Genomic DNA, 23,039 nt, shown 5'->3' on the forward strand with positions numbered 1-23,039 from the left:
CGCTCCGATGACAGAGCTGTGCACGGCGCTCACAACTCGCCGAGATCGTCGGGCAACTCGCCGAACTTGTGCAGCAGCCGGGCGTCGCAGAATTCCCCCAGCAAGGGATCTCCGCTGCGGCTGAAGGCAATGGCGCCGATGTTGTCCGGCAAGCGCGACATCGCTTCGGCACGACGCAGCGCTGCGGACGAGCTCTGGCATTCCTCGGCCGCGCCTGCGACCAGCATCCCAGTCTCGTCCCGTCTGAACGGCATGGCGACGTAATAGGTGATGTCAGGCATTGCACGCACCTCCCGGCCTTCGTCGAAGCTGCGAGCGAGCGCGGTGGCAATCGTCCGGAAAGCCTCGACGGCCTAGGGCTCAGGCCGCATTGTTCTGCGCATCGTCCGAAATGGTGTTGGGCATGCAGCCGCAGGAGATTGCCGCCCGCAGCTCCTGCAGCTCCAGCTCGAGATACTCGTTCGCCATGATCAGCGCCTTGATCGTGGAGCGCAGATTGCCGTCGCACATCGCGATGGCTTGGTCACAGGCCTGTTCATAGAGGCGATCCTGTGGGGAGAAGGAGGCGGGCATCACAACCATCCTTGTTGTCGTCAGGAGTTACGAGGGGCTGGTCCGATTGTTCTCTTTTTGTTCTTGTTGTCAAGGCGCTTCGGCAAATCCTGCACCGCTGTTGCGTATTGCTTGTGTGCATACGGTCAGCCGTGCTGACGCTTCGCCTCAGGCGATGATGTCGGGCGTGATCTGGTCTTCGATGAAGGCGATCCGATCGCGTAGCAGAAGCTTCCGCTTCTTCAGTCGTTGCAGCCGCAACAAATCGGGGGCGGGCGATTGATGCAAAGCGTCGATCGCCGCGTCGAGATCGCGGTGCTCCTGCTGCAGGCGCGCGAGTTCGGCCTGCAGTTCGCGCTCGTCTTGGTCAGCCATGATCTATGATAGCAAAAAAGCGGAAGGAAGTGGAAAGCCTTGCGAAGGCGGGCGCAAATATTGCGCCTGCGAAGCTGATAAGCAAGTCGCACTCCTCGAGATCGGTGCGGCTGTCCCGTGAATTTCGGGTTGGCGCCGGCTTTAGATTCGTCCGGATCTGCTCACGCTTCGTTACACACGGCGCTCAAATTTGCATGTGCGGTCTTTTGGCCCCATCGACAGGTCAAGCGACTTGTGTACACTCATTAGCCCTGGTCGAATCTCAGGTTCACCTACCGAGGAGGTTTCGAATGGCCATTCAGGCGCATCTCGTTGAACTGGAGCGTAAGCATAAAGTTCTTGAAAACGAATTGCATCAAGCTCTCCTGCATCCATCGACGGACGACCTGCGAATTGTCGAACTGAAGCGACGCAAACTGATGGTGAAGGATGAGATCGAGCGCTTGAGACAGGTAACCAGCGAAACACTTCACTGACATGTGACCATCATCCGCCGTACCATCTGATCGTAAGACCGTGCGCCTGGGATGGTGACGAGTCCATCCCAGACGCAACTCCAATCAAATTAGTTGCGATATTCGATGAGGCGGACGCATCTGCCTGCGTTGTCTCCCGGCGTATCTATCGCGACACGCCGTTCATCGCGATATCTGGGGTCTTCAGCTCGAGGCGAGATCGCAGACGTGAGCCGCAATCGCGAGCGATGACGTCAATCCAGGCGATTCAATTCCGAACAGATTGATGAGTCCGGGCACCCCGTGATCGCGCGGGCCCTGAATGACGAAATCCTGCGACGCCACGGCCGGCGGTACGATCTTCGGCCTGATACCGGAATAGCTCGGCATCAGCGCCCCATCCGGCAGCGACGGCCAATACTTGCGGATCGCCGGGTAGAAGCGCTCGGCGCGCGCCGGATCGACCGTATAGTCGATCCGGTCGATCCACTCGACGTCGGGGCCGAATCTGGTTTGGCCTGCCATGTCGAGCGTGAGGTGCACGCCGAGGCCGCCTGGTTCCGGCACCGGGTAGATGAGCCGGCTGAACGGTGCCCGGGCGCTGCAGCTGAAATAGTTGCCCTTGGCGAGATAGGCCGTCGGCATCAGCGACGACGGCATGCCGTCGATCAGCCGCGCCAGCTTCGGCGCGTCGAGGCCGGCGGCGTTCACCAGCAGCCGGCAGCTCAGCCTCATCGGTTGCGCGCCGCCCGCATCGACCTCGATTGATCCCCCGGTCGCCTTGGCCCGCAGCAACGGCGTGTGGAAGGCGAAGGCACCGCCGGCATCCTCGATCTCGCCGCGCAGCGACAGCATGAAGGCATGGCTGTCGAGGATGCCGGTGGACGGCGACAGCAGCGCGGCCTGGCAGGCCAGGGCCGGCTCCAGCGCCAGCGCTTCGGTTCCGGATAGCAGCCGCATACCTTCGACACCATTGGCTTCGGCGTGCGCGCGGATGCCCTGCAGCTTCTCGGTCTCGGCCGGATTGGTCGCAACGATCAGCTTCCCGCAATTGCGGTAGGGCACGCCATGGTCGTCGCAATAGCGGTAAAGTAGGCGTTTGCCGGCCACGCAGAAGCGGGCCATCAGGCTCCCGGCCTTGTAGTAGATGCCGGCGTGGATCACTTCGCTGTTGCGAGACGAAGTGACGGTTCCGATACCCTCGGCCGCCTCGAGAACGATGACCTCGCGTCCGGCCCGCGCCAATTGACGTGCGACGGCAAGTCCGACGACGCCGGCGCCAACGACGACGCAATCCACTCTATCCATGCATAGTCCTGAGACGATTGGGAGAAGTCATGCCTCGCTGCAATCCCTGGTGGGCGGAACCCCGGTCCGGAGTGCGAGGGCCCTTAGCAAACCATTCATCATAAGGCGCCATTGACCAAATTTGCTTCGTCTTTTTCGAAGTTTGCAGAACCCGTTTACCCGATCCCAATAGGTGAAGCCAGATACTGTCGCCGAATACCGCGGGTGATTGATGGCTGGCAAGAATTGGCAGGCGAGCGACCGAAACGCGTTTTCTGCGCGTGTCGTTGCGGCCTCGGTGGCCGCCATGGCAGCGTGGGCGGCTGCGCCGACCCGGGCCTGGGCCGCTTCCTCCGATTTCTCGCCCTCCGATTTCTCGCCCTCCGGTTACTTGGCCACCATCGAGCCGGACGTGCTCTGGAAGGTGTTGATCGCCGGCGTTGTCGTCTGCGCCTTCCTCGCGTCGGTCGTGATCTGGATCCATTCGGCCTTGCGGCGCGCCAAGCGGGCACAACTGCGGCGTAATGTTTTCATCAGCTCCGCGCTCAACAATCTGAGCCAGGGGCTGATGCTGACGGACGCCGCCAACCGCGTCGTCTTCTACAATCATCGCTTTCTCGAGATCTACGGCATGAGCCGGGCCGACATTCCGCCCGGTTGCACCGGCCGGGATCTGGTCGAGTTGCGGCGGCAGCGTGGCCTGCTCAATCTGACGGTCGAGGACTATGCGCGCCAGGCGCGGGCACCGGACGGGTGCCTGACCGAATTGCCCGACGGACGTGTGGTGCGTGCCCAGATTTTCCGTCTTCCCACCGGAGGATCGATCGGCATCCATGAAGACTGTACGGTGCAGCACCGGCTGGAGCGCGAGCTCGCCTCGACCAAGCAGTTCCTGGAATCGGTGGTCGATCAGGTTCCCGTCTGCGTCGCCGCCAAGAACATCGAGGACGGCCGCTACATCTTTGCCAACCGGGCGTTCGAGCAGTTCGCGCAGGTGCCGCGGGATCAGATCATCGGACGGCGCCCGAGCGACCTGTTCGGCGAGGAGACCGCGGCCGACATCGCGGCTGCCGATCGCGAAGCGATGCTGGCACCTGGCACCACCTATTGCAGCGAACTCGTGGTTCAACGCGGTGACGAGAAGCGCATCCTGGACGCCCACCGGGTCGTTGCACGCAACGACAAGAACGAACCGCAATTCCTCATCGCGCTGTTCGACGATGCCACGGAGCGGCGATCGCTGAGCCGCGAGCTGGAGAACAGCAAGAAGTTCCTGGAACTGGTTGTCGACAACATTCCGGTTTCGCTCATCGTCGAGAGCGTCAGCGACGGCCGTTATCTGCTCGCCAACCGCAGCGCCGAGATCATCCTCAACCGCAAGCGCGAGGACGCCACGGGCCTGACCACCGCCGACATCTTCAATCCGCGCGAGGCCAGACTGATCACGGCGCGCGACGAAGCCGCCATCAAGAAGCGCGGCCTTCTGACCGAGGAACATCCGATCTCGACCAAGGACGGCCTGCGGCTGTTCCTGACCCGGCGGGCAACCGTGCTGGGCGAGACCGGCGAGCCGCAATATCTGATCAAGACCTATGAGGACGTCACCGACCGGCGCCAGACCGAATCGCGGATGGCGCACATGGCCTATCACGACGGCCTGACCGATCTGCCGAACCGCGCCGCGTTCCTGCAGGCCCTGAGCCAGATGATCGAGGCCTGCGCGGATACGGACGAGGAGTTCGCGGTCCTGAACGTCGATCTCAAGGGCCTGAAGGACGTCAACGACGTCTTCGGCCACGCCATCGGCGACAAGCTGTTGATCGAGGTCGCCCGTCGCGTCCATGCCGTTGCCCGGGGCGGGGTGGTCGCGCGGCTCTCCGGCGATGAGTTCGGGCTGATCATCGACGGCAAGCAACCGGAAACGGGCAGGGCGCTGGCCGAGCAATTGGCGGCGGCGATCGCGGTGGACTTCCAGATCGAGGGCAAGTCGATCCGCACCGCGCTGACGACGGGCATCTCGGTGTTCCCGCACAATGGTTCGGATCCGGCGTCGCTGCTCGCCAATGCGGGTGCCGCTCTGTTCCGCGCCAAGGCCAAATCGCGCGGCAGCATCACCTTCTACGAGCCTGAAATGGATCAGCAGATTCGCGACCGCCGCGTTCTGCATCAGGAGCTGTCTGTCGCGATCAAGCATGGCGAACTGTCGCTGTACTTCCAGCCGCAGGCCGTCTCCGGCCGCACGGTCGACGCCAGCGAGATCATCGGCTTCGAGGCGCTGGCGCGCTGGCAGCACCCGGTCCGGGGTTTCGTGCCGCCGAGCGACTTCATTCCGCTCGCGGAAGAGAGCGGCCTCATCGTCGAGATGGGCGAGTGGATCCTGCGCGAGGCCTGCCGCGAGGCGGCGTCGTGGCCCAAGCCGCTGCAGGTCGCGGTCAACCTGTCCCCGGCCCAGTTCGTCCATGGCGACCTCGTTGCGCTGGTCCACTCGATCCTGATCGAGACGGGGCTCGCACCCGGCAGGCTCGAGCTCGAGATCACCGAGGGTGTGCTGATCGAGGATTTCGATCGCGGTGTCGCGCTGCTGCGCCGGCTGAAGGCGCTCGGCGTTCGCGTCTCGATGGACGATTTCGGCAGCGGCTACTCGTCGCTGAGCTACCTGCAGGCATTCCCGTTCGACAAGATCAAGATCGACCGCGCCTTCGTCATGAACATCGGTCGCAATCCGCAATCGGCGGCGATCATTCGTGCGGTCATTGGCCTGGGTCACGGCATGAACATGTCGATCGTGGCGGAAGGCGTCGAGACGCCCGAGCAGCTCGGCTTCCTCGCCGAGCAGGGCTGCGACTCGGTTCAGGGCTATCTGCTCGGCAAGCCCCTGCCGATCAACAAATACGACGGCATTGTCGGTCGCGCTCACGACGACGACGCCGCGTCCGTTCGCAAGACGGGCTGACCAGGCACTCCGGTCAGAGGCTGTTGCGCAACAGCGCGAATTTATCCGCGCGCACGACAGCTCGGCCGCTACGAGAATCATTTCCGCCGGTCTACGATCATTCGCCCTGGCACGCTCGAAGACCTTGCGTATGGCGGACTACGATCTTGCGATCATCGGCGGCGGTCTGAACGGCGTCAGCCTGGCACGCGATGCGGCCGGCCGCGGCTTGCGCGTGATCCTGGTCGAGCAGGGCGATCTCGGCGGCGCCGCCTCGTCGGCCACGTCGCGGCTGGTGCACGGGGACCTCGCGGCGCTGGAGCGCCGCGGCTTTCTGCGCGTGCGCCGCGCGCTCGCCGAGCGCGACGTCTGGCTCACGGTCGCGCCGCATCTGGTGCGGCCGATCCGCTTTGCGATTCCGGCTCACGCCAATGAGCGGCCGCCATGGCAGCTGCGCGCAGGGCTCTGGCTCTACGATCGCCTCGCTACGCGCAACCGGCTGCCGGCCGCGTCGGTGCTCGACGTCACGCATCATCCGATCGGCGATGCCCTGAAGCGTCCGATCGGGACGGCGTTCGACTATTCCGACTGCGTGGTCGACGATTCCCGCCTGGTGGTTCTGACCGCGATGGATGCCGCCGAGCGCGGCGCAGAGATCCGCACCGGCGCCCGCTGCGTGCGAGCCGACCGTGACCATCTATGGCGGCTCGCCATCATCGACCGCGGCCATCGCCGCATCGTCACTTCGCGCGCGCTCGCCAACGCCACCGGCGCGTGGAGCGTCTCGACGGCGGAAACCGTGCTGCGTCAGCCGCCGCCGCGGGTCACCGCGCGGCAGGTTAGCCAGATCATCGTGCCGCGGCTGTTCGATGTCGAAGCGGTCTACGTGTTTCAGAATTCGGATGGAAGGCTGATCTTTGCCCAGCCCTACGAGCAAGATTTCACCCTGATCGGCACGGTGGCCCACGGCTTCAAGGGCGACCCAGCCGTGGTGGCGGTGCCGGCGGCAGACGTGGCCTATCTCTGCAAGGCGGCGAACCGCTATTTCCGCTCGGACGTCCAGCCCGCGGATGTGGTCCGGAGCGTGTCCGGCGCCAACATGATGGTGCTGCGTGCTGCCGACAGCGGGGAATTGGAAACGATCGTGAGCCTTGATGCCGGCCGCGCCAAGGAGCCCGCCAAGGCGCCGCTCCTGACCATGTGCGGCGGCGATGTCACGACAGCCCGGTACCGGGCCGAGCGGGCGGTCTCGCGGCTTGCGCGCTTCTACCCGATGTCGCCGCGCTGGACTGCGAGCGCGCCGCTTCCGGGTGGCGATTTCGCCTGGGATCGGTTCGAGGATCTCGTCGACGACGCACGGGAGCGCTGGCGCTTTCTCGGCGAAGCCGAGGCCCGGCGGCTGGTCGGCGCCTATGGCACCCGGCTGGCGGAGATCCTCGGCGGGGCGAGATGCCGGGCCGATCTCGGACAGGCGTTCGGGCCGAAGCTGACGGAGGCGGAGGTCCGCTACCTCATGACGCGCGAATGGGCGCGGTTTCCCGACGACGTTCTATGGCGGCGGACCAAGCTGGGCCTGACGCTTCCCGCTGCCGAACGCGATGCGCTCGCCGCGTTCATGGCGACGGTCGCCTGTGGCCGGGGCTCGCCGCAGGCCGCTGACGCGAGCGGGGATAGTCCGGCCCGTGCGGTTGAGCTGCAATCCATGGGCGGCTAGCTTGCCGACCGGCCGGGCGTTGTGGCCGGGCAGGGTGATTTGATCAGGACATGGCTGACGACATCGCAAATCCAGCGCCCGCCGAGGAGCCGGCGGCATCACCACTGCCGGAACCGCGCCCCGATCCTCAGCCGCCGATCCTGCGGATCGAGAACGTGGTCAAGACCTTCGGCAGCTTCCGCGCCGTCGACGGCGTCTCGCTCGACATCCGAGCCGGCGAGTTCTTCGCGCTGCTCGGCCCCAGCGGCTGCGGCAAGACGACCTTGCTGCGCATGCTGGCCGGCTTCGAGACGCCGGATGAAGGGCGCATCCTGCTATCGGGCGAGGAGATCGCGCAGGTGCTGCCGCATCAGCGGCCCGTCAACATGATGTTCCAGAACTACGCGCTGTTCCCGCATCTGAACGTGCGCGACAACATCGCCTTCGGCCTGAAGCGCGCCGGCATGCCGCGCGCCGAGATCGCCACCCGCGTCGCGGAGATGGTGGCGCTGGTCCGGCTCGAAGGCCTGGAGAAGCGCAAGCCCGATCAACTGTCCGGGGGACAGAAGCAGCGCGTCGCGCTGGCACGCTCGCTGGCGCGCCGGCCGAAGGTACTGCTGCTCGATGAGCCGATGGCGGCGCTCGACAAGAAGCTGCGCGAGAGCACGCAGTTCGAGCTGATGGAGCTGCAGCGCAAGCTCGGCATGACCTTCATCATCGTCACCCACGACCAGGAGGAGGCGATGACGGTGGCGAGCCGGATCGGGGTAATGAACGCGGGAAGGCTCGAGCAGGTCGCTGCACCGCGCCGCCTGTATGAAGAGCCCGTGTCGCGGTGGGTCGCGGAGTTCGTCGGCGACATCAACCTGTTCGAGGGCGAGGTGACCGCGCGTGAGTCGCACCGGCTCCGGATCACGACCGCCGCTGCCGGCGAGCTCGCCGCGGCGCAACCCGTCACTCCGATCAGCGAGAGCAAGGTCGCAGTCGCGATCCGTCCCGAGAAGATCCGCCTCGCGCTTCGCCGGCCGGCGGCTGATGCCGCAGCGATCAACTGTGTCGAGGGCGCCATTTCCGATGCGAGCTATCTCGGCGGCAAGACCGTGTACAAGATCAAGCTCGACGGCGGCGCTGTCCTGCACGCGTCGCAAGCCAACACGGCCCGGCTCGACGCCGACGGCTATGGGCTGAACCAGCGCGTCGTGGCCTGGTTCACGCCCGATGATTGCGTGGTGCTGGAGCGATGAGCGCGCGCCGCATCTTCTCGCGTCCGGCGCGATTTGCGGCGATCGCGCCTTACGTCTGGATGGTGCTGTTCTTCCTGGTGCCGTTCGCCTTCGTCGCCAAGATCAGCCTGTCGCAGACTGCGATCGCGCAGCCCCCCTATACGCCGGTGTTCTCGCTGGCTGATGGTTTGTCGTCGCTTCGGGATGCATTTGCGGCGCTGTCGCTCGACAATTTCCGTCTGCTGCTGTCGGACGATCTGTATCTCGCGTCCTATCTGCGCAGCGTCGTCGTCGCGGCGACGTCGACCGCGATCCTGCTCCTGATCGGCTACCCGATCGCCTATGGCATGGCGCGGCTGCCCAGGCGTTGGCAGGGCATCGCGATGATGCTGGTCATCGTCCCGTTCTGGACCTCGTTCCTGATTCGCATCTATGCCTGGGTCAACATCCTGCAGCATGACGGCCTGTTGAACCAGATCCTGCTCGCGCTGCATCTGGTGTCCGCGCCGGTGGTGTGGCTGTCGACGGACAGCGCGATGTATGTCGGGATCGTCTATTCCTATCTGCCCTTCATGATCCTGCCGCTGTTCGCGACGCTGACGAAGCTGGAGCCGACCCTGGAAGAGGCCGCCGCCGATCTCGGCGCCTCGCCGCGCCAGACCTTCTGGCTGGTGACGTTTCCGCTGTCGCTGCCGGGTGTCGGCGCCGGCGCGCTGCTGTGCTTCATTCCGATCGTCGGCGAGTTCGTCATTCCCGATCTGCTCGCCGGCTCGAAATCGCTGATGATCGGCCAGACGCTGTGGCTTGAATTCTTCACCAACAAGGACTGGCCGGTGGCCTCCAGCATCGCCGTGGTCCTCTTGGTCGTGCTGTTGCTTCCGCTTCTGCTCTACGACCGGCTGCAGCGCCGGCAGTTGGAGGAGAGCAGGTGATGGATGGCGTACAGCAAGGCACGTTCTCTCGCTCCCCTCCCCCTTGCGGAGAGGGGTTGGGGGTGGGGGTCCGCATCGGCGGTCTTTGCTGGGTGCCCCCCTCCCTGACCCTCCCCCACAAGGGGGGAGGGAACGGAGAGGGTTTCACTGGGATTGAGGGAGGAGGAGATCGTGCCTAGTCCCTCTCGCCTGTCGCGCTTCAACGTCGCCTCGCTGACGCTTGGGCTCGCCTTTCTTTACCTCCCGATCCTGATCCTAGTGATCTATTCGTTCAACGCCTCGCGGCTGGTCACGGTCTGGGGCGGCTGGTCGCTGCGCTGGTACCACGAGTTCTTCAACGACCGCGCGATGATCGATGCAGCCTGGATGAGCCTGCAGGTCGGCGCCACCTCGGCGACGGTGGCGACCTTGCTCGGCACCCTTGCCGCGGTGGCGCTGTCGCGCGGCCAGGGATTTCGCGGCCGCATGCTGTTCTCCGGCATGCTGTATGCGCCGCTGGTGATGCCCGAGGTGATCACCGGCCTGTCGCTGCTGCTGCTGTTCGTGGCGCTGGAGGCCGAGCGCGGCTTCTGGACGGTGACGCTCGCCCACACGACCCTCACGATGTGCTTCGTTGCGGTGATCGTACAGTCGCGGCTGGTCTCGCTCGACCGCAGCCTGGAGGAAGTTGCGATGGACCTCGGCTGCGATCCCTTGCGCGCGTTCGTGATGGTCACCTTGCCACTGATCGCCCCGGCGGTGGTCGCCGGCTGGATGCTCGCCTTCACGCTGTCGCTCGACGATCTCGTGATCGCGAGCTTTACCACCGGCCCGGGCTCGGCGACGCTGCCGATCCGGATCTATTCGGAAGTACGGCTCGGGGTGAAGCCGGAGATCAACGCGATCTGCACGCTGGTGATCGGGCTGATTGCCGTGGTGATCGTCGTGGCGTCGTTAGCTTCAAAGCTGTCGAGTGATCGCGGCGAGAGCGCTGCGCCACTATAGAAGTCGTCATTGCGAGCGTAGCGAAGCAATCCAGGGCCGCGCCAGGACTCTGGATTGCTTTGCTACGCTCAAAATGACGGAGAATGCTGCGGCAGCGTCGCTCAGGCCTCGAACAGATGCAACGCGGCGGCCACAACCGTGCGGTGGATCGCGCCGCGGTCGACCGACGGCGGATCGACGCAGCACGCCGGGTCGGCGCTGCGTCCGAGCGCGGTGCTCTTCGGCAGGAACACATAGTGGCCGGCCTCGTCGGCAACGACATCAAAGGTGCTGCCGCTGAGCCGCTCATGCAGCCAGCGCGCGGATGGCAGCAGGGCGTCCCCACCGCCGACCATGATGCGTGCGGGTACGCTGATCGCGGCGACGCTCTCGTCGGAGAAGCCCTGCACCGATCGGCCCGGCGCCAGCAGCAGCGCAGCCTTGATGCGGGGATCGCGATAGGAGGCCGACATCCGCCCCCAGGAGTCGCGGAAGATCTGGCTCTTCTCCATCAGCCGCGGCAGATGATCGACGAGATCGGGAAACTCGCGCGGTCCGCGGCCCAGATTGGCGCCCGGCTCGAACGGCGAGCGGAGCATGATGGCGCCGAGCAAGGCGGTGGCGGTGACGCCGCCGAGCGAATAGCCGACGGCGTAGATGCGGTCGGGGTTGATACGGCCTTCGAAATCGGGATGAGCGGCGATGTGGTCGATCAGCAAGGACACGTCGCGCGGGCGTTCCCATGAGCAGAGGAAGCCCTCTGCCCGGTAGGGCTCAGCGTTGCTGTTGCCATGATGATTGACGGCGACCGCGACAAAGCCGCGGGACGCCAGCTCGCGCGCCAGCCATTCGAACTGCAGGCCGTTGCAGCCGGTGCCATGCGAATACACGACGAGCGGGCAAGTCCCGTTGGGACCGAGCGGCGCATCCAGCGCCACAGGTCCCGCCTCGAACCATCCTTGCGGCCATGGGGCGACCGGAAGCGCCGCTTCGATCGCGCTATCCGCGGCCGGATACCAGGCGAACCAGTCGATGGGCCGCGGCCCGTCGTCGTCCCAGTTCGGCCGCGAAGCGTCGGCGAACCGTCCCTGACGAAATCCGACCCTCATCGCTCCGTCACGACTTCACGGCGCCGGCGGTCAGGCCGCCCACCATGTAGCGCTTGAAGGCATAATAGACCGCCGCGGGCGGCAGCGCGTAGATGAAGCCGGTGGTCATCAGGAGCTCCCACGGCGAATCGTCGGCGGCCAGGAAGTTGCCGAGCGCCACGGGCAGCGTGATATCCTTGTCGTTCGACAGCAGGAGGAACGCGTAGAGGTACTCGTTCCAGGCCAGCAGCACCGCATAGGTTCCGATCGCGACCAGCGAGGGCATCATCAGCGGCACATAGACGAGGCGGAAGATCTGCAGCGGGCTGGCGCCATCCATGACGGCGGCCTCGTCCAGCTCGACCGGCAGCTTGTCGGAGGCCTGTTTCAGCACCCAGATCGCGTAGGGCGAGGCAATCGTCACCATCGCCAGGATCAGCGACCAGTCGTTGTTGAGCAGGCCGTATTTGCCCATGGTGCGATACATCGGCACCGCGAGGAACGCCGCCGGGATGAAATAGGTGAACAGCGCGAGGTTCATCACCACCCGGCTGCCGGGCACGCGCAGGCGCGAGATGGCGTAAGCCGCGCAAGTCGCGATCACCAGGGTCAGCGCGCCGACGGCGGCGGCAATGATGACGGAGTTGCCGAACTGGATCCAGAAATCGCGCAGGAAGTAATGCTGCTGGTGGAACACGATCGAGAAATTGTGCAGCGTCGGATGGTCCGGCCACAGCTTGCCCGAGAACGCGTCCTCCTTCGGCGAGATCGCGAACAGGAACATGTGGTAGATCGGGATCATCGTCCAGATGAAGACGGGGATGCCGATCAGCAGCAGCCGGGCCTCGGTGCCGACTTCGCGCAGGGTGGGGAGCTTCATCGCGACAACCGCTTCATCATGAAATAGACCAGGGGGAGCACCAGCGGCATCGCGCAGACGATCGAGGCCATCGCGAGGCTGAGCTGATCGAGCCGGAGATAGCGGATGCCGAGCGTCGCCAGCACGTGGGTGAGATCGGCGGGACCGCCGCCGGTCAGGAGATAGACGCTGTTGAAGTCGCCGAGCGTCCAGATCATCGAGAGCAGCGTGCAGGTGATGTAGAGCGTCTGCATCGACGGCCAGGTGATGAAGCGGAACTTCTGCCACCAGGTGGCGCCGTCGACCTCGGCGGCCTCGAACAGGTCCTGCGAGATCGCAAGCCGCCCGGTCATCAGGATCAGGGTCCAGAACGGCAGCGATTTCCAGATGTGCATGCCGATCGCCATCGACAGCGCGACCGTCGGATCGTTCAGCCAGTTGGGGCCATCTTCGCCGGTGAACTTGAAGATCAGCTGGTTCACCACGCCCCATTCGGGATTGAGCATGAAGCGCACCGACAGGATGGTCGGGATCGAAGGCACCGCCCAGGGCAGGATGAAGATGACCGACAGCCATTTGATCCAGCCGCGCTGCTGAATGAAGAAGCCGGACAGGAACAGCGCGATCACCATCTTCAGATTGATGCCGACCACAAGGAAGATCAGCGTGTTGACGGCGGCGCGCGCGAAGATGGGGTCGTTATACAGCGCGACGTAGCTGGCCGGCTCCCGGGCGAGCCACAGGCCGTAGCCGACGGGATAGACGACGAAGGCGAGGAAGACGAGCAGATAGGGGGCAAGCATGACGATGCCCCACACCTGTGACGGTGTCAGCAGCACCGGGCGCGGCGCCTCCGCGATTGCGGAATCGGAAGCTGAGAGCGTGATCGCCATGGTCGTTTTTCCCGGGTCGTCTCTTCCCGCCTATAAGCCATCCCGGCCGCATGCGCTGCGGCCGGGATCTGTTGTCGTTGTCAGGATATCGAGCTAGTGCCTCGCGAGGCGAGAGACTAGCCGGCGACCTCCTTCAGCCGCGCGATCAGCTCGTCGACGGCCTTCTCGACCGGCACCTTCTCGCTGACCACGCGGTTCATCGCCTTGGCCCAGACGTTCTCATTGTTGAGGATCGTGAACTTGTAGTTCTTGGTGAAGTCGAACGGCGTCGTGCCGCCGGTGAACTGGGTGTAAACGGCCTTGCGATGGCGGTCGGCCTGCCAGAACGGGCTCTTCTGGCCTGCGGTCGTCACCGGGAACCAGCGGCCCAGCGCGCCCTCGATGTAGGGGCCGAGGTTCTCCTCCTGCATCAGGAACTTGATGAATTCCTTGGCCTGCGCCTTGTGAGGAGCATTGGCGAAGATCAGTCCGGTCTTGACGTCGGAGCGGTACTTGATCGGCGTGCCGTCCGGCTTGTTGGGGAAGGACGCGGTGATGATGTCCTCCTCATAGGCCTTCTTGCCAGCCGCGCGCTGCTCGGGCGTCAGCGCCGGGTTGGTGGAGTCCTCGAACCACTTGGCCGCGATCGAGATCGTGAAATTGTGGGTCATCACGATCGTCTTGTTGTGGAACGCGACGTTGTTGTCCGGATCCTTCCAGGTCGTGGACGAGGGCGGCGTGCAGCCCTTGATGTAGGTGTCGGTATAATCCTTCATCGCCTTGACGAGGCCGTCGCGCACCTTGGGGTCGTCGACCAGCAGCTTGCCGTCGTCGTCGACCAGCTTGACGTTGTAGGCGTCCATGAAGGTGTAGAACGACTGGAACGAGTCGGTGGATTCCACGCCCATCGGCTGACCGACGCCATACATGCGCTGGCCGGTGGCCTTGCGGACCGCCGGCTGCACCTTGTCGCACCAGAACGTCCAGTAGTCTTCCCACTTGGTGGGGATGTCGCTCTGCTTGAAGCCGGCCTTGCTCAGCAGGTCGCCCCAGATCTGGACGTGCATGCTCTGCTGCTTCAGCGGGAAGCCGTAATAGGCCTTCTTCTTGGTGACGTTGTTGTAGAGGTAGGCGGTCTCGAGCGTGTTCGGAGCGAACGCCGACTTCATCGGCTCCAGGATGTCGGTGAGATCCTCGAGCTTGCCTTCGTAGGCCCACTTGCCCTGGGCCTGAACGTCGTAGGTGTCGGCGTAGGCCACGTCGGGTACGGTGCCCGAATCGAGCGCGGCGACCGTCTTCGGAATCATGTCCTGGATCGCGTATTGCGACAGCTCGACCTTGATGCCGGTCTTGGCCTCGAACTTCTTGACGACGTTGAGCAGCGCATCGTCCTCGGACTTGTAGAAGCCCTTGCTCCACCAGATCGTGATGGTGTCCTGAGCGATGGCTGGTGCTGCAGCGCAAAAAAGCCCGGCGGCTGCGACTGCGATCGAAAGCGCACCCATTCCCCTGGATTTCACGTGTCTCTCCCTGATCCGCCGATCTTGCTTGATCGGTTGCGGCCGGACACTAGCCCAGGGACCCGACGTGATCCAGAAGTAATATATCAGACATAGGTCGTGACGGCGGCCGCGTATCGGCACGCGAAGCAAGCCGCGTCGGTCAGTTCTGCTTCGTGGGAGGGTCGCCCGTCGGGGCGTCAGCCTGCGGCGCAGTGTCTGGCTGCGCCGGGCGCAATCCGCCGCCGGTGAATCGTTCCAACACCGAGCGCACCGCATCCCTCGTCTTGCGGTCCTTGACCGCATCGAGCAGAGGGGCGGCGGCCGGAGCGCGGCGGATCAGGCTTTCCGGATCGGGAAAGATCAGTGGATCTTCCCAGGGGCCCTGGACGACGAAAGGCAGTTCGAAGCCGTTGCTGCCGTTGCCGGACGACAGCAGGCTCGCGACGCCCTTGAAATCGTATTCCCGTGTCGGCACCGAGGCCGTACCGGTCATCGTGATGCGCGCGGTCGGGCTCTCGACGCGGATGTCCTCTGCGGTCGCGATACCCTCGGAGAACTTGACCGCGATCGTCAGCGAATCGTAAGGCGTCGAACCGGAGCGGAAATTGCCGCCGCGCGACAGCGGGCTGCGCTCGAGGCGCTTCAGGAGCTGCTCGACGTTGAAGCCGGAGATCGCGCCATCGCGGCCCTGCAGGTTGGCGCTGCCGTCGAGCGACTGGGCGAGCCCGAACGGGCTCGAGCCCGAAGCCGTCAGCGAGACGTTGAGATTGCCGCGTCCCGACAGCGACGACACGCCGAACATCTCGTTCGCGCAGGCCTGCAGATCGACATCGTTGAATTGCAGCTCAGCCTTCACGTCGGCCACGGTGTCGGCACGGGCGATTCCGAACGAGCCGCGCACGATGCCGCCATACATCTGAGCCTCGCCGACCGAGAGGGCGAGCACGCCGTTGCGCAGGTTGGCGCCGAAGGCCGTGCGTCCGATTTTCGAGGAGCCGACCGTGACCTTTGCGGCCGATAGCCGCATGTCGAGGTCAGTGGTGGACAAGGCCTTGAGGTCGAAGAGTTGCCGATTCCAGTCGCGGGCCCCATTGGCCAGCAGCCGGACCGTCGAGATGTAGGGGGTGAAGTCGAGCGCGTCGGCCGCCAGCGTCGCCTGCAGCGTCTGCCGGCCGTTATTGGCGTAGGTCATCACGCCTTCGGCGGTGTTGCCGTCGAGTTCGACGTTGACATTGGTGAGGGCGATCGAGGCGCCGACCACGTTGGCACGGGCGCGCAAGGCGAAGCGCCCGAAGCCGCCGCCGCCGAGCGGCGTCTGCCCCGTCCAGCGCAGCGCATCGCGGAGCGAAGGGCTATCCACCGTCAGCATGCCTTCCATCAGCGCGCTGGTGCGGTTCGCGACCGTGCCGTCGAAGGCGACTTTCAGCGGCGCGCTGGCGAGCCGCATCTTCAAGCCGGACCGGTCCCCCGACAGCGCAGCCAGGAAGTCGCTGACGCTGATGGAGCCCTCGATGCGCTGGCCGCGCCAATCGAACTGCCCGGTCGCCGCGAACGAGCGCGAGATCGACGGCCAGGCGAGCGACAGGTCGATATCGTCGAGCCGCTCGGAAGCGTGGTGGTCGGTGTCCTCGTAGACCAGGATGCCGTCCTGAATGCGGATCTCAGAGAACGACATCTGGCTGTCGGGCCCCGGACGCATCGTGCGCGCGATGGTCTCGATGAAGGGAGTCCAGTTGCTGTTGCCGTCGGCCTCGCGGGTGACGTTGATCTGCGGCCGCAGCATCATGACATCGGCGATTTCGAACCGCTGCAGCAGCAGCGGCAACAACTGCAGATTGGCGGTCAGCACGTCGACGCGCAGGGCCGGATCCTCGGTGCCGCTGCCCTTCAGGCCGACATCGTGGAACGAGACATAGCTGCCCGGAAACAAGGAGACGTCGATATGTCCCTTGACGACGAGCTCGAGCCCGGTCACCGCGCGGATCTGGCTCTCCACCGCCTGCCGCAGTGCCTCGCGATTGACCAGCCAGGAGCTCGCCAGCAGGGCCACGAACGCGATGCCCAGCAGCACCGCGATCGGTGTGCCGAGGCGCCTCATTCCTTGGGCCATGGTCACGGACATGTCCTGGGATCGTCGGATCGCTGGTTACGCGGGATGGGCAGGGTGCGCCGAAAACCCCTGCCAACATCAACAACTTGATGCGCTTTCTTGACGCTTTCAAGGCCACGCCGCCGGTGTGGCCGGATTGCGGCGGAGCCCTGATATTCCGGACTCCGGATCGCCACGGAGGCGCAGGCTGGTGCGACAGCTAAAGCAGGATGTGCGCGTTGGGAAGGCATCATTGACGCATTGCGAAGATTTCGCCTAATAATCCGGTCGATATCCGCGCGGTCGCCGCTCTCCATCAGGTCATTCCCGTATGAACAAGGTCTATCCGGACGCCAAATCCGCCCTTGCCGGCCTCCTCAAGGACGGCATGACCATCATGTCGGGTGGGTTTGGTCTTTGTGGCATCGCAGAAACCCTGTCCGACGCCATTCGCGAGTCCGGGGTGAAGGACCTCACCGTCATCTCCAACAATGCCGGGGTGGACGGCATCGGCCTGAGCCGGCTGCTGGAGACGCGGCAGATCAAGAAGATGATCTCGTCCTATGTCGGCGAGAACAAGCTGTTTGCCCAGCAATATCTGGCCGGCGAGCTGGAGCTCGAATTCTGCCCGCAGGGCACCCTGGCCGAGCGCATCCGCGCCGGCGGCGCCGGCATCCCGGCCTTCTTCACCAAGACCGGCGTCGGCACGCTGGTCGCGGAGGGCAAGGAGGTGCGGGAGTTCGACGGCGAGAAATATCTGATGGAGCGCGGTCTGTTTGCCGATCTGGCGATCGTGCACGCCTGGAAGGGCGACACTGCCGGCAACCTCGTCTACCGCAAGACCGCGCGCAACTTCAATCCGATGATGGCCACTGCGGCCAAGGTGACGGTCGCGGAGGTTGAGCATCTGCTGCCGGCCGGCCAGATCGATCCCGACCACATTCATACGCCGGGCATCTTCGTGAAGCGCATCATCCAGGTCGGAACTGCGCTCAAGCGCATCGAGCAGCGCACCGTGCGCAAACGTGAAGCCGCCGCCGCAGCCGGGGAGGAAGTCTGATGGCCTGGACGCGAGAGCAGATGGCGGCGCGCGCCGCCAAGGAGCTGCGGGACGGCTACTACGTCAATCTCGGCATCGGCATTCCGACGCTGGTCTCCAACTTCATTCCGCCGGGCGTCGACGTCGCGCTGCAGAGCGAGAACGGCATGCTCGGCATGGGTCCGTTCCCCTATGAGGGCGAGGAGGATCCCGACCTCATCAATGCCGGCAAGCAGACCGTTACCGAGCTGCCGATCACCAGCTATTTCTCGTCAGCCGAATCCTTCGCCATGGTCCGCGGCGGCCACATCGACCTGTCGATCCTCGGCGCCATGCAGGTCGCCCAGAACGGCGATCTCGCCAACTGGATGATCCCCGGCAAGATGGTGAAGGGCATGGGCGGCGCGATGGATCTCGTCGCCGGCGTCAAGCGCGTGGTCGTGGTCATGGAGCACAGCGCCAAGGATGGCCCGAAGCTGCTCAAGCAGTGCACCTTGCCGCTGACCGGCGAGCGCGTGGTGGACATGGTGGTGACCGATCTGGCGGTGTTCACGATCGACAAGCACGGCAATGACGGCATGGCCCTGATCGAGCTCGCCGACGGCGTGACGCTCGACGAGGTCAAGGCCAAGACCGAAGCCGAGTTCCGGGTCGCGCTCAAGAATGCCTGAGGGCGCGGCTACCAGCGCCGGCACAGCATCTCCGCGACCTTGACGGCGAGCCGGCATGCCGCTCGCCGCGGCGGGCTCGCAGCGGCGGACTGGGCGGTCTCCGCCAGCCCCTGAATGATGAGACACGGCACACTGCGGCTGAGGCAGATCAGCCCCATCGCATAGGCCATGTTATCCGTCGCAAGCGCGCCTGGAAACGCTGCCGAGATCTCGGCAGTCGTGCCGTCGCCATCGCACGTCACCGTCATTCCTTCGAAGAACACGCCGATGTCATCCAGCATGCCATCCGCGGCCTCGTGCGCGAGGCGGCAAAGCTCGGGATCGGCCGGAATGATCATTCCGCTGTCATCGACCAAGGGCGGCTCGGCAATGCTGAGCGCGTCGCGCAGCTTGATCTGAATCCGGAATGGCGCGACCGCGGTGGCGATGACGAGATCACCGGGGCCGGCGCCGACGAATCGCGGGCCGCGGGCCGCGTGCGGGAGATTCGGGCCCAGTGCTTCGGCCCGTCCCGGCATGATCAGCCACTGCGCCCCATGCTCTTCGATCGCCACGGCGGCCGCGCTCGCCACCTCGGCCATCGATCGCCCGAGGCACACGACCGCATGGAAGCAGGAATGCCTGATGATGGCGCGCGCCGCGTTGCGCTGTTCAATCAGTGTGCCCGGGCCCATGGCCTGGACCAGGGCTTCGATATCCTCCGGCGTTTCGACCAGGAAACCGATCGTGTTGGCTTTGGCATGGAGAAATCGCAGCGCGTCGAGCATCGCGTTGATGCTGGCCTTCTCCCGACCATCGAGCTGCTGCCACAGCGCTTCGAGCACGTCCAGAGAGGCCTCGATGCCGGCGCCGATCACGCCCTGGCCGAGCGGGCGGCCGGGTGTCTCGCAACGGTAGAGCTCCTCCAATGCCTGCAGGACGGTTCTGCGGTCCTTGACGGCGTAGGCTCCTTGCAGGATGCGCGCGAGAACCTGGGCGCGCTTGCCAAGTTCGAGTGGAACGGCGAGCCACGCAAAATCAGCCAGCTCGGCGGCCTGCTCGCTGGCGGCACGCTGAAATTCGCCGACGACCTGACCGTAGTGCCAGCTCAGTTGCCACGGGGTCACCTGCCTCCCGCGATACCTGCCGCGCTCGATGCGTTCGAGCGATTGCGCCTGCAACTCGTTGCGCAGGTCGGGATCTATTCCCGATGCGCGGGAATCCAGCAGACGATAGGCGCGTGTTGCGATCGCCGGTCCGAACCATTCGTGCTCGGGGTCCCCGACCGAGAGACCGCTCGGGATGCGGATGTGGACGGTCCTGCGAAACTGGTCGAGCTCGCGTCTTGCCACCTGGCCCGCCGTCACCGAAACCTGCTGCACCTCGCACAAACCGTCGACCACACTGGCCCAGTCCCAGAAGTCGTCGCCATAGAACGGAATGCGATATTGGCGGCTCGCGACGATCCGTGCGCAAACCTGTTCGATGGCGGGAGCCACACGATCGAGAATATCCTTGCGCGCCAGCGCGCCGTCCGTGAGACATTGGTGCACGAGACGCGCCGCGCCCGCATTCACCACGTGCCAGTCCTTGGCGGCGAATTTGGGCGACGTCCGCAGATATTCGAGCGCGTCGATGAGGCAGCGTCCAGCCAGTGCGCGGGGCGAATCGTCGTCGAACCAGCTGGTGTTACCAATTCCGTAACCGTGCAGGTCGGACGTGAAGAAGACCGGCGGATGTCGAGAATTCACACTCGCCTCCTGGTCCGCTCATCGCGTCTCTCAACGGAAATTTCTAACGTTTGTAGCTTACATCCCGCAATCGAAAGTTGATTTTGCGTGACTGTCATTTGTGCCAGTGTCAGGGCACCGCCGATCCGGCACCGGCGTCGGTTGCTGTCGAGCGTGCTTAACGCTGAGCACGCCGCGTCAGGCGCGAATGGCGCCGAGCAGCCGGCTGAGACGCTGCGTCATGCTGCGGCCCCATGAGGGCTGTTCGCGGACCAGCCGGAAGCCGAGATTGGCAGGTGGCGTGCCGGAGGCGCAGCCGCCGGCGCGCGCGTCGCGGATGAAGTCGGTCACGTAGGCTCGATGCGCGCCTTCGGCCAGCCGCACGCCGCAATTGCTGACGGTCTTGGTGACGCGACCTGCGCTATCCTGCATCTTGCGTGTGAAGCAGGTCGAGGTCCACTCCCAGACATTGCCCGCGAGGTCGGCAATGCCGTGCTCGTTGATGCCGAAGCTGCCGAAGCCGCGCGTCTCGGAGTCCTCTTGCAGCGCGGCTTCCCGTTCGTAGCGGGCAATCCAGCGTCGCGAGGGATCGGCGTCGTCGATCGAGACGCCATCGTCCTTGAAGCGGCTGCCCGCCGCATAGGCCCACTCGGTATCGGTCGGCAGACGATAGCTATGGCCGGTCCGGTGTGAGAGCCATTCGGCGTAGGCCACCGCGTCATGCCAACTCACCTGCACGGCGGGGCGATCGCTGGCGATGGGAACGTTGCGATCGAGCGCGCGGCACGCATGCGCTTCGACGCAGGCGTGGTAGTCCGCGGCACTGACCTGGTTCGTCATGATCGTCAGCGGATGATCAATGCGGACCGTCGTGATGGGCGCTTCGGCCTGCCGCCCGCCGCGGAGATGGTCACCGGAGTCGCGGTAGCTGATCGTACCAGGTGCGATCTCGGTGAGGGCGGGGCCGTCGAGGTCCGCAGCGCGGTTTGGCAGATCGGCAAGGATCGGTGCCATTGCGGTCGGGCCAGCCAATCCGACGACGCAGGCGATGGTGAGCTTGAGCTTGAAAGCGAGCAGCATGGCAGCACACTCAGGAGAGTGGGGGCCGGATACGCCGGCCCCCAGGGCCGATCAGTTCGTCGTGCCGGTCGGAATCTCCGCCGGGGCTTTGACCTGCATCATCAGGTCGTCATTCCACTTGCCTTCGACCTTGAAATGGGCCGTCGCGCCGAGATTGGCCGCCTCGATCAGGTTGTGGGTGACGTAGGCGTAGATGCCGGGCTGCAGGAATTTGTAGAGCGCGGCGCCCGCCGAGCCGCCGCGGATGAACCAGGTCTCGAGCCCGGTCTCCGGCGCGTTGGAAAATTTGCCGGTCTCCCAGACATAGTCGCCGTGGCCGCCGATCAGATGCGGACGACTGTCGCGGTTCGCCTGCGAGTGCACGATCAGAACGTTCTCGCCGACATTGGCCGTGAGCGCATTCTTTCCGGTGAGCGCGCCGGCCTTGCCGTTGAAAACCACATGGGTCGGCGTGAGCTTGCGCATGACCTCCTCGGTGTCGCTATAGGCTTCGCCGGGCGAGTCGTAGGACTTGAAGTTTCCCTTCTCGTCGCGCGGGACGTAGAGGTCCTGCTCGCCGATGTAGTAGACGCGATCGTAGCGCAGCGCGTGTCCGCGGCCGTCATTGAGACCGTCGCGCGGCAGCACCATCACGGCGCCGTTCATGCCGGAGACGACATGCCAGGGGATCATCGGTCCGCCGGGGGCGCAGTGATAGACGAACACGCCGGTCCGCGTCGCCTTCCAGCGTAGCACGACCTGCTCGCCCGGATTGACCAGGGTGAGCGCGCCGCCGCCCAGCGCTCCGGTCGCGGAGTGGAAGTCGATGTTATGCGGCATGCTGTTGGTCGCGGGATTGACCAGGGTCACCTCGACATAGTCGCCCTCATGGACCACCATCAGCGGGCCTGGCATCGAGCCGTTGAACGTCATGGCCTGGAAGGTGGTGCCCTTCTCGTCGATCACCATCTTCTTTTCCTGGATCACGAGCTTGAACTCCATGATCTTGGGCCCCTGCTTCGTCGCCTGCTCGTGCGCATGCACGAACGGCGGAGCCACCAGATCGACCTTCTGGCGCGGCAGCTTGAGGTCCTCGGCCATCGCGGGAGCCGCAAGCATCATCGCGGCGATGGCTGCACTGAACATGGCGGTGCGGCGGGTCAACATGGATCGCTCCTTCATTGGATCTGTTGTAGTGCCGCAATCACCATGCTCCCGTTGGAACTCGGCTTGTTTGTGCTGCAACAAGCAACTTCGCAATTGCGGAATCAGGCGGCGGATTTTGAGCGAATTTGGCGCGGCTGCGCCCGCGCAGCGCGCGAATGAGTTGCATCGGCGCGCAGTTTCTTGGGAGGCCGGACAGGGTGCGGAGCAAAGCGGGCCGGACTGTCCCGCGCGACGACGCGATAAGATGGGATCTGTCCGTTTGCCCATACGGCACGAGAATCGCGGGCGCTATGATGCGCGCTTCCGAGCACAGCTCTGGACCGATCGACGATGAGCTCCCGAACTCGTCAGCTCAGCCAGCGCACCGCCAGCAACACCATGAAGGCCACTGCCGCCGCGATGCAGAACACCGTGGTCATGAACATGGCGATGTTGCCGAGCAGGCCTGCGGGCCCCGACTCGTCGCGGAACGATTCGAAGCCGTCGGACTGGGGGATATGGCCGCGGATGCCAGCGAGGACAGCAAATGAACGGATCAGCAGTTGCACAGCTTCCATTGCGGTTTCCTCGAA

The 23,039-nt window shown here is 64.8% G+C and carries 21 protein-coding genes; 8 read left to right on the top strand and 13 right to left on the bottom strand.

Annotated features, from left to right (window positions below; all coding sequences use genetic code 11):
• Positions 1-29 precede the first annotated feature (29 nt).
• The 3 genes from QW863_RS29560 to QW863_RS29570 all read right to left on the bottom strand — a co-directional run bounded on the left by QW863_RS29560 (position 30) and on the right by QW863_RS29570 (position 927).
• Positions 30-281, bottom strand: coding sequence for a hypothetical protein (locus QW863_RS29560; protein ID WP_315717553.1), 252 nt, complete (start codon positions 279-281; stop codon positions 30-32).
• Between the two features lie 79 nt (positions 282-360).
• Positions 361-573, bottom strand: a complete 213-nt coding sequence (locus QW863_RS29565; RefSeq protein ID WP_315717552.1) for a hypothetical protein — start codon at positions 571-573, stop codon at positions 361-363.
• A 147-nt stretch (positions 574-720) separates the two neighbouring features.
• Positions 721-927 (bottom strand): YdcH family protein, encoded by a 207-nt coding sequence (locus QW863_RS29570; protein WP_009028242.1) that lies wholly within the window; start codon positions 925-927, stop codon positions 721-723.
• A gap of 290 nt (positions 928-1,217) precedes the next feature.
• On the opposite strand from QW863_RS29570, the gene QW863_RS29575 reads away from it, so the two are divergent.
• A complete protein-coding gene (locus QW863_RS29575) occupies positions 1,218-1,403 on the top strand; it encodes a YdcH family protein (RefSeq protein ID WP_315717551.1) in 186 nt (61 codons plus the stop codon).
• A gap of 183 nt (positions 1,404-1,586) precedes the next feature.
• Here QW863_RS29575 and QW863_RS29580 read toward each other — a convergent pair whose 3' ends face one another.
• Positions 1,587-2,690 carry an NAD(P)/FAD-dependent oxidoreductase gene (locus QW863_RS29580; protein WP_315717550.1) on the bottom strand — a complete coding sequence of 368 codons (1,104 nt, stop codon included), beginning with the start codon at positions 2,688-2,690 and terminating at the stop codon, positions 1,587-1,589.
• Between the two features lie 211 nt (positions 2,691-2,901).
• On the opposite strand from QW863_RS29580, the gene QW863_RS29585 reads away from it, so the two are divergent.
• The 5 genes from QW863_RS29585 (at position 2,902) to QW863_RS29605 (ending at position 10,433) form a co-directional block, all read left to right on the top strand.
• Entirely contained in the window at positions 2,902-5,622 is a 2,721-nt protein-coding gene (locus tag QW863_RS29585; RefSeq protein ID WP_315717549.1) for an EAL domain-containing protein, read from the top strand.
• A 130-nt stretch (positions 5,623-5,752) separates the two neighbouring features.
• Positions 5,753-7,315, top strand: a complete 1,563-nt coding sequence (locus tag QW863_RS29590; protein WP_315717548.1) for a glycerol-3-phosphate dehydrogenase — start codon at positions 5,753-5,755, stop codon at positions 7,313-7,315.
• A gap of 50 nt (positions 7,316-7,365) precedes the next feature.
• Positions 7,366-8,538 (top strand): ABC transporter ATP-binding protein, encoded by a 1,173-nt coding sequence (locus QW863_RS29595; protein WP_315717547.1) that lies wholly within the window; start codon positions 7,366-7,368, stop codon positions 8,536-8,538.
• Positions 8,535-9,449 (top strand): ABC transporter permease, encoded by a 915-nt coding sequence (locus tag QW863_RS29600; protein ID WP_315717546.1) that lies wholly within the window; start codon positions 8,535-8,537, stop codon positions 9,447-9,449. The genes QW863_RS29595 and QW863_RS29600 overlap by 4 nt, the downstream gene beginning before the upstream one ends.
• Positions 9,450-9,620: 171 nt before the next feature.
• A complete protein-coding gene (locus QW863_RS29605; protein WP_315717545.1) occupies positions 9,621-10,433 on the top strand; it encodes an ABC transporter permease in 813 nt (270 codons plus the stop codon).
• Positions 10,434-10,534: 101 nt separating this feature from the next.
• On the opposite strand, the gene QW863_RS29610 is transcribed toward QW863_RS29605, so the two are convergent.
• The 5 genes from QW863_RS29610 to QW863_RS29630 all read right to left on the bottom strand — a co-directional run bounded on the left by QW863_RS29610 (position 10,535) and on the right by QW863_RS29630 (position 16,843).
• On the bottom strand, positions 10,535-11,521 hold the full coding sequence (locus QW863_RS29610; protein ID WP_315717544.1) for an alpha/beta fold hydrolase: 987 nt from the start codon (positions 11,519-11,521) through the stop codon (positions 10,535-10,537).
• Between the two features lie 7 nt (positions 11,522-11,528).
• Complete coding sequence (locus QW863_RS29615) at positions 11,529-12,380, bottom strand: carbohydrate ABC transporter permease (protein ID WP_315717543.1); 852 nt, start codon at positions 12,378-12,380, stop codon at positions 11,529-11,531.
• Entirely contained in the window at positions 12,377-13,252 is an 876-nt protein-coding gene (locus QW863_RS29620) for a sugar ABC transporter permease (RefSeq protein WP_315717542.1), read from the bottom strand. The genes QW863_RS29615 and QW863_RS29620 overlap by 4 nt, the downstream gene beginning before the upstream one ends.
• Before the next feature lie 116 nt (positions 13,253-13,368).
• Positions 13,369-14,751 (bottom strand): ABC transporter substrate-binding protein, encoded by a 1,383-nt coding sequence (locus QW863_RS29625; protein WP_315717541.1) that lies wholly within the window; start codon positions 14,749-14,751, stop codon positions 13,369-13,371.
• Between the two features lie 142 nt (positions 14,752-14,893).
• Positions 14,894-16,843, bottom strand: a complete 1,950-nt coding sequence (locus QW863_RS29630; RefSeq protein WP_315769536.1) for an AsmA family protein — start codon at positions 16,841-16,843, stop codon at positions 14,894-14,896.
• Positions 16,844-17,153: 310 nt separating this feature from the next.
• Between QW863_RS29630 and QW863_RS29635 the strand changes: the two genes are divergently transcribed.
• Positions 17,154-17,882, top strand: coding sequence for a CoA transferase subunit A (locus tag QW863_RS29635; protein ID WP_315717540.1), 729 nt, complete (start codon positions 17,154-17,156; stop codon positions 17,880-17,882).
• A complete protein-coding gene (locus QW863_RS29640; protein ID WP_315717539.1) occupies positions 17,882-18,532 on the top strand; it encodes a 3-oxoacid CoA-transferase subunit B in 651 nt (216 codons plus the stop codon). The genes QW863_RS29635 and QW863_RS29640 overlap by 1 nt, the downstream gene beginning before the upstream one ends.
• An 8-nt stretch (positions 18,533-18,540) precedes the next feature.
• Here QW863_RS29640 and QW863_RS29645 read toward each other — a convergent pair whose 3' ends face one another.
• From QW863_RS29645 to QW863_RS29660, 4 genes are all read right to left on the bottom strand, one after another.
• Entirely contained in the window at positions 18,541-20,262 is a 1,722-nt protein-coding gene (locus QW863_RS29645; RefSeq protein ID WP_315717537.1) for a hypothetical protein, read from the bottom strand.
• A gap of 177 nt (positions 20,263-20,439) precedes the next feature.
• Positions 20,440-21,321, bottom strand: a complete 882-nt coding sequence (locus tag QW863_RS29650) for a formylglycine-generating enzyme family protein (protein WP_315717536.1) — start codon at positions 21,319-21,321, stop codon at positions 20,440-20,442.
• A 51-nt stretch (positions 21,322-21,372) separates the two neighbouring features.
• Entirely contained in the window at positions 21,373-22,467 is a 1,095-nt protein-coding gene (gene nirK, locus QW863_RS29655) for a copper-containing nitrite reductase (protein WP_315717535.1), read from the bottom strand.
• A 347-nt stretch (positions 22,468-22,814) separates the two neighbouring features.
• A complete protein-coding gene (locus tag QW863_RS29660; protein WP_315717534.1) occupies positions 22,815-23,024 on the bottom strand; it encodes a hypothetical protein in 210 nt (69 codons plus the stop codon).
• Positions 23,025-23,039: the final 15 nt, after the last annotated feature.

Origin of the sequence: Bradyrhizobium sp. SZCCHNR1017 (assembly GCF_032381375.1) — a bacterium.
GTDB lineage: Bacteria > Pseudomonadota > Alphaproteobacteria > Rhizobiales > Xanthobacteraceae > Bradyrhizobium.